This window comes from Cupriavidus sp. 30B13 (assembly GCF_049059565.2).
GTDB lineage: Bacteria > Pseudomonadota > Gammaproteobacteria > Burkholderiales > Burkholderiaceae > Cupriavidus.
Map to the genome: position 1 here is coordinate 2429706 of NZ_CP188224.1, position 12897 is coordinate 2442602.

The window sequence follows — 12897 nt, forward strand, 5'->3', positions numbered from 1 at the left end:
AAAGTGATGGATATGCATCGGCCATCGGTCCCGGGTGCGGCAAGCGGCGCGTATGCGCCGCTGCAATGTGTCGCCATCATCCCATGATCCTGGCATCGCGCTGGACTATATTTTTAGCGGCGGCAGGTTCTTCGCGCGACCAAAAGCCCGCGCGAATTTGCCGCCAACATGCCGGCTCCTCCGATTGGCCGGCGCTGGAGGCGCAACATGAGTGCCCTGCATGACCCTAAGGCCAACCATCTGCTTGCCGTATTGCCCGAAGCGGACTGGTTGCGCATCGCACCGCACCTCGTGCTGGTCGAACTGCCGCTGGGGCACGTGGTCTACGAGTCCGGCGACCAGCTGGGCTCGGTGTACTTTCCCACCAGCGCGATCGTATCGCTGCTCTACGTGATGGAAGACGGCTCATCGGCCGAGATCGCCATCGTCGGCAACGAGGGGATCGTCGGCATCGCGCTGTTCATGGGCGGCGAGACCACGCCGAGCCGCGCCATCGTGCAAAGCGCCGGCCACGGCTACAAGCTCAATGCCAAGCTGCTGAAACAGGAGTTCGCGCGCGGCGGCCCGGTGCAGCGCCTGTTGCTGCGCTACACCCAGGCCCTGATCACGCAGATGGCCCAGACCGCGGTCTGCAACCGGCATCACTCCATCGAACAGCAGCTTTGCCGCTGGCTGCTGCTGAGCATCGACCGCCTGCCGACCAACGAACTGACCATGACGCAGGAACTGATCTCCAACATGCTCGGCGTGCGGCGCTCCGGCGTCACCGAAGCCGCGCTGAAGCTGCAGAACGCCGGCCTGATCCGCTACAGCCATGGCCATATCTCGGTACTCGACCGGCCCGGGCTCGAAAAACACGCGTGCGAATGCTATGCCGTGGTGAAGAAAGAGTTCGACCGCCTGCTGCCGGACATGCAGGCCGTCTGACGGATAGGGAGAGCACGCCCGCCCCGGACATGCGCCGGTGCGACGCCGGTACGCGTGCCCATGCGCACATGTCCGCCATCGTACCGACACCACGGCGCTAGCGTGCCAGTCTTCGCCCATGGGCCGGCCTCGTGCCTGCCATGCGGGCGGGCCGATGACAAGCCCTGCCGCGCAGCGAACCGCAGGGAGAGAACCATGTTGAGCGTTCTGGTGGTCGTCGTACTGGCGATGGCCTTGATGGCAGTCGTGCCGGTGTGGCCCCACAGCCGCGCCTGGGGCTATATGCCCGGCAGCGTGCTGGGCGCGTTGCTGCTGGTGATATTGATGCTTGCCCTCTTCGGCAGGATCTGAATGCCGGGCGCGCCCCTTCTGTGGAGGCGGCGCGGCCGGCGACGTCCATGCCACGCGCATGGGCAGGGAGCATTTCATGCAATCAGGCATTCCGGGCATCGCGGTGGTGACGTATCGCACCGCGCCCTCCAGCTGGTTCTTCGCCGAGGTCGACGGGGCGTGGATCTATCGTTTCGGCCCCTTCGCCAGCGCGCAGGCACTTGATGACGTTCTCGCGGTGATCTACGCCACGCCGCCGCAGCGCGCCGCGATCGCGCTGGTTGGCGAATGCGACGATGCCGGGGTGCTGCTGGCCGCGGCCACGCTCGCCGCGCCGGCGCCGCCCGGCCGGGTAGCGCTGGTGCCGCGCGCCGCGGCGTCCTGGTGGCACGCCTTGCTGTACAGGCTGCGTTCCCATGGCGCGCGGAGGATCGTGATCCATTGACGGGCGCGCAGGCCCGGATGCCTGCGATCCTGCGGCGCGCCCGGTCCACACCCGCCCCACCCGACGGAGACCGCCTCATGGCATTTGCCTTCCCTCGCTTCCGGCCCGAGACGCCCCTCCCGCTGCCCAGCGCCATGGCGGCGGCGCTGCTGGAGCCGCCGGCCCCGGCCGCGGCAGCGCCGGCACCCGCGCATGGGCTGCGCGGGACACGGCCGGGCCGGCTGTATCCAGGCGGGCCCGGCCCCGGCGCGCTTGCAGGAGGACAAGACATGTTACGCAGCATCGAAGAACTGGAAAGCTACCCCATCCGCGCGACGGACGGCGACATCGGCATGGTGAAGGACCTCTATTTCGACGAGAAGGCATGGGTGGTGCGCTACCTGCTGGTCGAAACCGGCAACTGGCTGTCGAGCCGGCGCGTCCTGATCCCGGCCCTGTCGGTCGGACGGTCGGAATGGCTGGACAACGTCATCGAGGTGACGATCACCAAGGCGCAGGTGATGCACAGCCCCGACGTCGACGCGCGCAAGCCGGCCTCGCGGCAACACGAGACCGACTACCTGGCCTACAACGGCTATGCCGACTACTGGGGCGGCGCGGGCTTCCGGGAAGGACTTCCGTCCGCGGGCGAAGTCGCGGCGGGCTACAGCGAATCCGACCAGGAACGCGGCGAAGGCGGCGGCACGCATCTGCGCAGCGCGGAGGCCATTGCGCACTACGCCATGCATGCCCGCGACGGCGACATCGGCCACCTGGAAGGCCTGCTCGTCGACGTGCGGACCTGGGCCTTGCGCTACGTCATCGCCAGCACCAGCAACTGGCTGCTCGGAGACCGGATCGTCATCCCCGTGAGAGCCATCGAGAGCGTGAACTGGCCCGACGCGACGGTCTCGCTCGACCTGCCGCGCGCGGTGCTGAAGGCCGCGCCGCGCTACGACGACGAAGTACGCCTGGACCGGCGGCAGGAAGCCAGCATCCACCGGTACTACGGCCAGCCGGGCTACTGGCTCGACCAGCCCGCCGGCGACGTGTCCGCCCGCCCGCACTGAAACGGGCGGAGTATCCGCCTGCACGCCATGCGCCACGGCTGGACACGGCGGCGTCATCAACCCAGGGATCCGGCGCCAGCGCCGGCTCCGGGAGGGACCATCATGAAGCCCGGCTACAACGCATCGCTCTACCTGCTGCCGTTCGATCATCGCCAGTCCTATGTGGCCGGCATGTTCCGCTTCCAGCCGCCGCTGACGCCCGCCGAGCGCGATACGGTGGCCAGCAGCAAGCAGATCATCTACGACGGCTTCCAGGAAGCGGTCGACAACGGCGTGCCGGCGTCCTGCGCGGGCATCCTGGTCGACGAGGAATTCGGCGCGGGCATTCTGCACGACGCCAGGAAAAACGGCTACGTGACCGCGCTCCCGGTCGAAAAGAGCGGCCCGGGCGAATTCGAGTTCGAGTACGGCGAAGCGTTCGCGGAGCATATCGAAGCGTTCAGGCCGACCTTCGCCAAGGTCCTGGTGCGCTACAACCCCGCCGACGACGCCGCGCTCAACCTCCGGCAGACGGCGCGCCTGAGGCGGCTCTCGGACTACTGCCGGCATGCCGGGCAGCGCTTCATGTTCGAGTTGCTGGTGCCGGCCACCGAAGCGCAGATGCGGCAGGCCGGGATGGACAAGGATGCCTATGACCGGCACACGCGCCCCGCGCTGATGCGCCAGGCGATCCGTGCCCTGCAGGACGCGGGCGTCGAACCCGATGTCTGGAAGATCGAAGGGCTCGACGGGCGCGGGGACTACGAGCAACTGGTCGAGACCGCGCGGCGCGACGCGCGCGATGACGTCGGCTGCATCGTGCTGGGACGCGGCGCCGGCGAAGCCCGGGTCGTGGCGTGGCTGGAAACCGCGGCGCCGGTGCCCGGCATGATCGGCTTCGCGGTCGGGCGCACCACGTTCTGGGATGCCATCGCCGGTTACGAGAGCGGAGAAATCAACGGGCGGGAAGCTGTCTCGCGCATCGCCCGGAACTATGCCCGCTGGGTCGCGCGCTTCGAGCAGGCGCGTGCGTCTCATCACGCCGCGGCGCTCCCGGCCGCCGGATCCACGGCGCCGGATAAGTCGGATAAGCCGTCATGATCGTCAGCCCCCTGGCCGGCAAGCCGGCGCCGCGCTCGATCCTGGTCGACGTCGCGCGGCTGGTCACGGCCTACTACACCGATGCGCCCGACCCCGCCGAAGCGCGGCAACGCGTGATGTTCGGCACTTCCGGCCATCGCGGGTCATCGCTGGAGCGAAGCTTCAACGAGCCGCACGTGCTTGCCATCAGCCAGGCGATCTGCGAATACCGTGCCGGGCAAGGGATCGACGGCCCGCTGTTCCTCGGCATCGACACCCATGCATTGTCGGTGCCCGCCTGCGCCAGCGCGCTCGAGGTACTGGCCGCCCACGGCGTGCACGTCATGCTCGCCGAGCACGACGAGTACACCCCCACGCCGGCCGTCTCGCTGGCCATCCTTGCCCACAACCGCGGCCGCAGCGGCGGCCTGGCCGACGGCATCGTCGTCACGCCCTCGCACAATCCGCCCGACAGCGGCGGCTTCAAGTACAACCCGCCCAACGGCGGGCCGGCCGACACCGCCGTGACCGGCTGGATCGAGACCCGCGCCAACGCGCTGCTGGAAGGCGGCCCCGCCGGCATCCGGCGGATGCCGTTCGAGAAGGCGGTGAACGCGGCCACCACCCACCGCTACAGCTATCTCGACGCGTACACGGAGGCGCTCGGCACGATCATCGACATGGCGGCGATCCGCGCATCGGGCATCCGGCTCGGCGTGGACCCGCTCGGCGGGGCCGGCGTCCACTACTGGGAGGCCATCGGCGAGCGCTACGGACTGCGCCTGAGCGTGATCGGCGACGAGGTCGATCCGACCTTCCGCTTCATGACGGTGGACTGGGACGGCCGCATCCGCATGGATCCGTCGTCGCCCTTCGCCATGCGGCGCCTGATCGACGTGAAGAGCCGCTACGACATTGCCTTTGCCTGCGACACCGACCACGACCGGCACGGCATCGTCACGCAGAGCGTCGGCCTGCTGCCCGCCGATCACTACCAGGCGGTCGCCATCGACTATCTCTTCCGGCACCGCGCGAACTGGCCCGCGCATGCGCGCGTGGGCAAGACCGTGGTCAGCAGCCAGATGATCGACCGGGTCGCCGCGCGCCTGGGCCGGCGCGTGTATGAGGTGCCGGTCGGCTTCAAGTGGTTCGCCGACGGCTTGCACGATGCCAGCCTGGGATTCTGCGGCGAAGAAAGCGCGGGGGCCTCGTTCCTGCGCCTCGACGGTTCGGCATGGACGACCGACAAGGACGGCCTCGCGGCGGGCCTGCTCGCGGCGGAGATCACGGCGCGCGCCGGGCGCGACCCGGGCGAGATCTACCGCCAGCTCGCCCGGGAACTGGGCGGCCCGGTCACCACGCGGATCGAGGCGGCCGCCACGATGGCACAGAAGACGGTGCTGGCGGCGCTCTCGCCGCGGCAGGTGACATGCACGGAGCTGGCCGGCGAGCGCATCCGGCATGTCCTCACCAGGGCGCCCGGCAACGATGCGCCGATCGGCGGACTGAAAGTCGTCGCCGAGGGCGGCTGGTTCGCCGCGCGGCCGTCCGGCACCGAAGACATCTACAAGATCTACGCCGAGAGTTTCCGCGGCGAAGCGCATCTGCGGCGCGTCACCGAAGAGGCGCAGGCCATCGTCGATGCCGCGCTGGCCGGTTGAGAAGCGCCTGCGCGCAAGCGGCCCGCTGGCGGGCTAGCGGCGCAGCAGCCGCGCGGCGCGCGCGCAGACGTTGTCGACGGTAAAGCCGTATTCCTGCAGCATGACCGGCCCCGGGGCCGACGCGCCGAAACGGTCCACCGCCAGCACGCCGCCGCCATCCCCGAGGTAGCGGTGCCAGCCTTGCGAGACGCCCGCCTCCACGGCCAGCCTGGCGCCGAGCGCCGGCGGAAACACCGTGTCGCGGTATTCGGGCGGCTGGGCATCGAACAGTTCCCAGCTCGGCATCGAAACCACGCGCGCATGGATGCCGTCCCGGGCCAGCCGCTCGCGCGCGGCCACCGCCAGCGACACTTCGGCGCCGCTGGCCACGAGTATCAGGTCGGGGCTGCCGCCGGGCGCGTCCGCCAGGACGTAGGCGCCGCGCCGCAAGCCGTCGGCCGGCTGGAACAGCGCGCGGTCGAGCGTCGGCAGGTCCTGCCGCGACAGCACCAGCGCTACCGGCCGGTCGCCCGTTTCGAGCGCCACGCGCCAGGCGACCGCCGTCTCGTTGGCGTCCGCCGGGCGAATCACCGTCAGGCCGGGAATCGCGCGCAGGCTGGCAAGCTGCTCCACCGGCTGGTGCGTCGGCCCGTCCTCTCCCAGCGCGATGCTGTCGTGGGTGAACAGATAGACCACATGCAGGCCCATCAGCGCCGCGAGGCGGATCGACGGGCGCATGTAATCCGAGAAGATCAGGAAAGTCGCGCCGAAGGGCACCACGCCGCCGTGCGCCGCCATCCCGTTCATGAGCGCGCCCATGGCATGCTCGCGCACGCCGAAATGCAGGTTGCGGCCGGCCCGGCTCCAGCCGCCGCCGCTGGAGCCCTGCCGGTCGTGCGCGCTCAGGTTGGCCGGCTCGAAGTCTCCGCATCCCTTCAGCATGGTGAAGGTCGAAGGATCCAGGTCCGCCGAGCCGCCGATCAGCGCGGGCTGGTGCGCGGCGATGGCATTCATGATCTTTCCCGACGCAACCCGCGTGGCCATGCCTTTGGCGTCCGCGGCGAACTCGGGGACGGCGGCTTCCCAGCCCGAGGCGCCGGCGGCGGCGCCGGCCTGCATGCGCGCCGCCAGTTCCCGCGCGAGCTCGGGGAACTTCGCCTTGTACGCGCATAGCGCCTCGTCCCACTGCGCCTCGGCGCGCGCCCCTTTCTCGTTCGCCGCGGCGAAGTGCGCGCGCGCCGGTTCGGGGATGTGGAAGGCCGGCGCCTCCGGCCAGCCGAGGTTGCGCTTGGTCAGCCGCACTTCTTCCTCGCCGAGCGGTGAGCCGTGCGCCTCGAAGGTGTCCTGCTTGCCGGGCGAGCCGTAGCCGAGGTGTGTGCGCACCAGGATCAGCGACGGCCGCGCCGTTTGCGCGCGGGCCGCGTGCAAGGCGCTCTCGATGGTGTGCGTGTCGTTGCCGTCTTCCACCACCTGCGTATGCCAGCCATACGCCTTGAAGCGCGCGGCCACGTCCTCGGAGAACGCCATGCCGGTGCCGGCGGAAAGCGTGACGCCATTGTCGTCGTACAGGTAGATCAGCTTGCCGAGCTGGAGGTGCCCGGCGAGAGACGCGGCTTCGGCGGCGACGCCTTCCATGAGGTCGCCGTCGCTCACGATGCCATAGGTAAAGTGGTCGACGATGGCGAAGCCGTCCCGGTTGTAGCGCGCGGCCAGGCTTGCCTCGGCGATCGCCATGCCGACGCCGTTGGCGAAACCCTGGCCAAGCGGCCCCGTCGTGACCTCCACGCCCGGCGTCAGGCCACGCTCCGGATGTCCGGGCGCGATGCTGCCCCACTTGCGGAATTGCTTCAGTTGCTCGAGCGGCAAGGCATAGCCGGTCAGATGCAGCAGGCTGTACAGCAGCGCCGAGCCATGCCCGGCCGACAGCACGAAACGGTCGCGGTCGAACCACTGCGGGTTGGCCGGGTGATGCTTGAGAAAATGCGTCCACAGGACATAAGCCATCGGCGCCGCGCCCAGCGGCAGGCCCGGATGCCCGCTGTTGGCGTTCTGCACCATGTCCACGGACAGGAAGCGCAGCGTGTCGATGCACAGCGCATCCAGACCGGCCGCGCCGGTGTCGCCTGGGAAAGTCGCGTTCATGAATGTCCTCCAGCTTGAACCGTGCCCGTGCCGCCCGCTCATACCTGCCCGCCCTGGGCCCTGGACAGCAGGCTGTCGACGGCGGACCGCCCTGCCAGCTCGGCCGCCAGCGCTGCCCAGCGGCGCGTGAACGGGCCGCCGTGCACCTTGACGCGGCACTCGGCCACTGCGGGAAACACCGGCGGCAGCGGGCCGCGCAGGTAGTACCACGCGTCGAATACGTCCTGGGAACTGCCGACCATGTCTATCCAGATCTCGAAGCCGCGATACTCGACGCTATGCTGCATACGGAACTCCGGCGCGCCAGCGCCGGCAATGGCCGGCGGCGGCAATTGAAGAGGCCCGCGCGCGCGGCGGCGGGTTCGCTGCCGCCGGCTTCGGCGCGCGGGGCGGCGGCCACATGGACCGGACGGAGCTCATGGACCGCACGGAGCTCATGGGCATCACGGGCCGCTACGGCCGGCGCAGGCTACAGCGCAGCGCAAAGCCTGTCGGTACGCTACCGTACCTGCCACCCGGCGCCGTGCCGCGCAACGAGGCCAGGATCGGTGCGACGGCTTCCAGGTCCCTGGTCCCTCGCTGGCTGGTATGACTGCAGCCGGGTCTTGTTGGTTTCCCTGTTTTTGCCGGCTTTTTAAGCTGGACGTTCCGGGCTGCCCGGCAGCCGCAGCCTGGCCACGAATCGTGCGCCAGCCGCCTCGCCGCCACCCCGGCGGCAAGCCGGTACGGCAGCGTACCGACACCCCCGCCCGCTGCGCGCACCGTGGGTCCACCGCATCGAACCCGCACCGAGAATCCTTCGGCCCTGACACTCACGGGCATCCAGCGTTCGTCGACAAGGCACCGGTCCGCGTCGCTAGGTCGACGCAATGACGCAATCAACGTATCGAAGAACGTATCGAAGGAGAAACGGCCATGTTACGCAGTATCAAGAGCCTTCATGGATGCACCGTCGCGGCAGTCGACGGCGACATCGGGCATGTCGAGCAAGCATATTTCGACGACGAGAAATGGGGCGTCCGCTATCTGGTGGTCAAGACGGGCTCCTGGTTCGATGGGCTGCACGTACTGATCTCCCCCTACTCGATCAGGGCGTTCGACCGGAGATCCTCCGCGATCCACGTGGACCTCTCGCTCCAGCAGGTAAAGGACAGCCCGGACATCGACGCGCACAAGCCGGTGTCCCGGCAGCACGAGCTGGACTACCTCGCCTACTACAACTATCCCGTGTACTGGAACGGCCTGAGCCTCTGGGGCATGGGGCCCTACCCGGTCGTCGACCAGCGCGAGCCGGTGAAGAGAGCCAGCGCCGTGTACGGGCGCGCGGCAGCGAAGGCAGCCCACGGCGCGGCGCCGCCCGACGACATCCACCTGCGCAGCACGACCGCGGTGCACGGATATCACATAGAAGGCTCGGACGGCAGCATGGGGCACGTCTGCGGCTATCTGTTCGACGACGTGTCGTGGGTCATCCGCTACCTGATCGTCGACGTGCGCAACTGGCTGCCGGGCGGCCGGGAAGTCCTTCTGTCGACGTCGTCGGTGCAGTCCATCGACTGGGCCGCATCCACGGTCGTCACCGTGCTGACGCGCGCAGCCATCAGGGGCAGCCGCCGCTATGGCGAATCCACAGTGGTGGACCACGACTATGAAGCGACCAGGCGCGAATGGGCGTCATAAGGACGTCATAAGGACATCATAAGAGCGCCACAAGAGCGGCATCGGGGCGCCATGACGGACCGGCCGCGAGCAGCCGCCGGTCGCGTGCGTATCTGCCATGCATGCCCGTTAGCGTACCGACAGCGCCTTCGATCCGGACTAGTCTCGTAGCGAATGGCAACACGCCGGAGTCTCGGGACAGTGCGCAAAGGCAAGGCTGCCCGCGCGTTCCCGGACCGGAATGGCCGATGCAGCCGGTTGCCGCCCGAGAAAAATCCAGTCTGGAAAATTGCCCGCAATCCTGCGGGCGGTTCAAGTCAGCAACGCGGAAGGAACCATCATGAAATATTCACAACTGATCGTCGCAGCATTGATGACGCTCGCCGTCATGGCGTGCACGGGTCCGGCGGGACCGCAAGGCGCGACGGGAAACACCGGTAATACCGGTAACACCGGATACGCAGGCGCCACAGGCCGCACCGGCGCCACGGGCGGTGCCGGCGCGACCGGCGACACCGGCGCGACGGGCTACACCGGTGCCACGGGCGATACCGGCGCCACCGGGTACACCGGCGCCACGGGCGCCACCGGCAACACGGGAGCCAGGGGCAACACAGGCACTGCCGGCGCCCGAGGCGTGGCGGCGGACGGTACCGTGGTCATCGTCCCGCGCTGAAGTCCGCCGGGACGGTCCCGGCACGGCATCGCATAGCCGCGCCGGCGCCGCGTGAGCGCATTCCTACAGCAGCGCGCGGCGTGCGCCGGATGGCGCGAACGGCCGGGGCAACTACGCTGGAAGAGACAGCATCCACGCGGTACACCCATCCGGCGTCCCTGCCACTGGCCGCTTCCGGAGGTGAGAACATGGTCGGCAATCTTTTCTATGGCGAACGCGCGCGCACCAAGATCGCCGCGTTGTTCGACGATCAGGCCTCGGCATGCCATGCCGTCGACAAAGTGCGTGCGGACGCGCACCTGAATGCCGGCCAGGTGCGCCTGGTGGAGCCGCACGAGCCCCATTTCGGCAGGAAGCTGGAGCCGGAAGAACACGGCATCGAACGTACCGCGATCCGCGCCCACCTGGCGGCGGGTGTCATCGGCCTGGCCGTCGGCCTGCTGGTGTACGCGGCCTTGCGCATCGCCAATGTGGCCGCCGTGGCCGACAGTCCCGGACTCGCCATGCTGGCTGCCGCGGTCTTCGGGCTGCTGCTCGGGCTGATGGCCGGCGGCCTGCTTGCCATGCGCCCGGACCACCAGGCGGTCATCACGCCGGTACGCGAAGCCGTGCAGGCCGGCCGCTGGGCGGTGATCGTGCATCCGGCCTCTCCGCTGCAGTGCGACGACGCGATGCGCGCGCTGGGAGAGACCACCCGCGACCTGGTGCGCTCCTTCTGAAACGCCGCGCGGCACTGCCCGCCACGGCGCGCAAGCGCCGGCGGCCATCCGGCGGGCGCCGCCAGGCGAGGCCGCTCATGCGCCGGCATCTTCACACTGTCGAGTAACACTTGTTGGGGGAGCCGGCTCCAGGGCCTATCATTAGCAGGTGACATAGCAAACATCTTCGACACCGACAAGGCGTTTATGAACTATATCCCCGCACCTCCGGCCCCGACGCGGCATCCGCCCACGCCGGCAAGGCGCCGGCCGGAACAACCCGATGAGGCGCGCAAGACCGCGCAGCCCGGGCAATTTGATCCGCAGAGCAAGCAGATCGCCGATCTTAGCGACGGTACCTTCAAGCAGTAGCTCCACGCGGCATCATCAGCATCACCACCAAGGCGCCATGGCGCGTGCAAGCGGCTGACAAGCGGATTCGGGTTACGCCACGCCATCGTGGCGTTTCCTCCCGGCCCTACCCCTTCCTTCCGGCACCTTGGACCGCAACTTTCCGGGCACCCCGGTGCCCGGTCAACCGAGGTGCGACATGGCACTGAGTTTTCCCAACCCGAGCCGCAGCTACGACGCCGCCAAGCACTGCGTGTGGTTCTGGGGCTACGACAACGCGCGCGAAGTCACCTTCCAGGTCAACGACGCCGTGCTCGCGAATCTCGACCCGGCCATGGGCCAGGCCGAGCCCGAAGTGCTGGCGGCCTTCGACCGGCACCGCGACCAGATCCTCGAACTCGCCAGGAACCGCTACGCCACCGGGCGCCAGAACATGTACCTGCTCTCCTGAAAGCGGTGCATTGCGCGGACGACGGTGCCCGACATGGAAACCACCACCAAGGGACCTGCCAGTGATTCCGCAGGCGACTCCATCGACGAATCGGCCGATGAATCCACCGATGCCTCGAGCGATCGACCGGCCGATCCGTCGGCCACCGGTTCGGCCCGCTTCTGGCTCAGGAAGCTCGGCCCGGGCCTGATCACCGGCGCGGCCGACGACGATCCGAGCGGCATCGCCACCTATTCGCAGGCGGGCGCGCAGTTCGGCTTCAACATGCTGTGGACGGTGCTGTTCACCTATCCGCTGATGGTGGGCATCCAGGTGGTCAGCGCGCGCATCGGGCGCGTGAGCGGCCACGGGCTGGCCACCAACATCCGGCGGCACTATCCGGCGTGGCTGCTGTACGGCGTGGTCAGCCTCGTGCTGGTCGCCAACACGATCAACATCGCCGCCGATGTCTCGGCCATGGGCGAGGCGCTGCGGCTCATCGTGGGCGGCCCGGCGCAGCTCTACGCGGCGGCGTTCGGGCTGGTCTCGCTGCTGCTGCAGGTCTTCATTCCCTACCGGCGCTACGTGCGCATCCTGAAGTGGCTCACGCTCGCGCTGCTGGCGTACGTGGCCACGGCCTTCGTCGTGCATGTTCCCTGGCAGCAGGTCCTGCTCAAGACGCTGGTGCCGCGGATGTCCTGGAAGCCCGGGTACGTCACCACCGTGGTGGCGCTGTTCGGCACCACCATCAGCCCCTACCTGTTCTTCTGGCAGGCGTCGCAGGAAGTGGAAGACCAGCTCGCCGACACGCGGGCGCAGCCGCTGATAGAAGCGCCCGCGCAGGCGGGCGCCAACCTCAGGCGCATCAAGATCGATACCTGCATCGGCATGGGCTTCTCCAACCTGGTGGCGTTCTTCATCATCCTGACCACGGCGGTCACGCTCAACCTGCATGGCGTGAGCGATATCCAGACCTCGGCGCAGGCCGCGCTGGCGCTGCGCCCGATCGCGGGGGAGTTTGCCTTCATGCTGTTCAGCGCCGGCATCATCGGCACCGGCCTGCTGGCGATCCCGGTGCTGGGCGGCTCGTCCGCCTACGCCATGGCGGGCGCCTTCAAATGGCGCAACAGCCTGGAGCGCGCGCCGATGCAGGCCAAGCGCTTCTACGGCATCATCGCCGTCTCGATCGCGATCGGCATCGGCCTGGGCTTTACCGAGATCGACCCGATCAAGACGCTCTACTGGAGCGCGGTGATCAACGGCGTGGTCTCCGTGCCGATCATGGCCGTGATGATGCTGATGGCCGCGCGCGCCGACATCATGGGCCAGTTCGTCGCCAGCAAGCGGCTCAAGGCGCTGGGCTGGCTGGCCACGCTGATGATGGCCGCCGCCGTGGCGGCGATGTTCCTGACCATGGGCGCATGAGCGCGCGGGCCGGCGCGGATGGCCGGCCAGACGCGGTCCAGGCGCCGTCCATCCGCCGGTCATCCG

13 protein-coding genes are annotated in these 12897 nt (G+C 68.8%); 11 read left to right on the forward strand and 2 right to left on the reverse strand.

Translation table 11 applies throughout. The features are described from left to right. Positions 1–207: 207 nt before the first annotated feature. From ACKI2N_RS29895 to pgm, 6 genes are all read left to right on the forward strand, one after another. Positions 208–927, forward strand: a complete 720-nt coding sequence (locus tag ACKI2N_RS29895; protein ID WP_420992444.1) for a Crp/Fnr family transcriptional regulator — start codon at positions 208–210, stop codon at positions 925–927. Between the two features lie 195 nt (positions 928–1122). Further along, complete coding sequence (locus ACKI2N_RS29900) at positions 1123–1278, forward strand: DUF3309 family protein (RefSeq protein ID WP_420992443.1); 156 nt, start codon at positions 1123–1125, stop codon at positions 1276–1278. A 76-nt stretch (positions 1279–1354) separates the two neighbouring features. Further along, a complete protein-coding gene (locus ACKI2N_RS29905; protein WP_420992442.1) occupies positions 1355–1702 on the forward strand; it encodes a hypothetical protein in 348 nt (115 codons plus the stop codon). Positions 1703–1971: 269 nt separating this feature from the next. Continuing rightward, the gene (locus tag ACKI2N_RS29910) at positions 1972–2751 is read left to right on the forward strand and encodes a PRC-barrel domain-containing protein (RefSeq protein ID WP_420992441.1); all 780 of its coding nucleotides are present in this window, start codon (positions 1972–1974) and stop codon (positions 2749–2751) included. 102 nt (positions 2752–2853) lie between these two features. Then, positions 2854–3831 (forward strand): 2-deoxy-5-keto-D-gluconate 6-phosphate aldolase domain-containing protein, encoded by a 978-nt coding sequence (locus ACKI2N_RS29915; protein ID WP_420992440.1) that lies wholly within the window; start codon positions 2854–2856, stop codon positions 3829–3831. Continuing rightward, entirely contained in the window at positions 3828–5471 is a 1644-nt protein-coding gene (gene pgm / locus ACKI2N_RS29920) for a phosphoglucomutase (alpha-D-glucose-1,6-bisphosphate-dependent) (RefSeq protein WP_420992439.1), read from the forward strand. The genes ACKI2N_RS29915 and pgm overlap by 4 nt, the downstream gene beginning before the upstream one ends. Positions 5472–5504: 33 nt before the next feature. On the opposite strand, the gene tkt is transcribed toward pgm, so the two are convergent. Together tkt and ACKI2N_RS29930 are read right to left on the reverse strand one after the other, a co-directional pair. Further along, entirely contained in the window at positions 5505–7592 is a 2088-nt protein-coding gene (gene tkt / locus ACKI2N_RS29925; protein WP_420992438.1) for a transketolase, read from the reverse strand. A 38-nt stretch (positions 7593–7630) separates the two neighbouring features. After that, entirely contained in the window at positions 7631–7879 is a 249-nt protein-coding gene (locus tag ACKI2N_RS29930) for a hypothetical protein (protein ID WP_420992437.1), read from the reverse strand. 628 nt (positions 7880–8507) lie between these two features. Between ACKI2N_RS29930 and ACKI2N_RS29935 the strand changes: the two genes are divergently transcribed. The 5 genes from ACKI2N_RS29935 to ACKI2N_RS29955 all read left to right on the forward strand — a co-directional run bounded on the left by ACKI2N_RS29935 (position 8508) and on the right by ACKI2N_RS29955 (position 12831). Next, on the forward strand, positions 8508–9272 hold the full coding sequence (locus tag ACKI2N_RS29935) for a PRC-barrel domain-containing protein (RefSeq protein ID WP_420992436.1): 765 nt from the start codon (positions 8508–8510) through the stop codon (positions 9270–9272). A 319-nt stretch (positions 9273–9591) separates the two neighbouring features. After that, positions 9592–9927 carry a collagen-like protein gene (locus ACKI2N_RS29940; protein ID WP_420992435.1) on the forward strand — a complete coding sequence of 112 codons (336 nt, stop codon included), beginning with the start codon at positions 9592–9594 and terminating at the stop codon, positions 9925–9927. A gap of 188 nt (positions 9928–10115) precedes the next feature. Further along, positions 10116–10646 carry a riboflavin biosynthesis protein RibA gene (locus ACKI2N_RS29945; protein WP_420992434.1) on the forward strand — a complete coding sequence of 177 codons (531 nt, stop codon included), beginning with the start codon at positions 10116–10118 and terminating at the stop codon, positions 10644–10646. A gap of 529 nt (positions 10647–11175) precedes the next feature. Then, positions 11176–11427: a DUF1488 domain-containing protein gene (locus tag ACKI2N_RS29950; protein WP_420992433.1), complete on the forward strand. Its 252-nt coding sequence runs from the start codon at positions 11176–11178 to the stop codon at positions 11425–11427. Between the two features lie 33 nt (positions 11428–11460). Further along, the gene (locus ACKI2N_RS29955; RefSeq protein ID WP_420992432.1) at positions 11461–12831 is read left to right on the forward strand and encodes an NRAMP family divalent metal transporter; all 1371 of its coding nucleotides are present in this window, start codon (positions 11461–11463) and stop codon (positions 12829–12831) included. Positions 12832–12897: the final 66 nt, after the last annotated feature.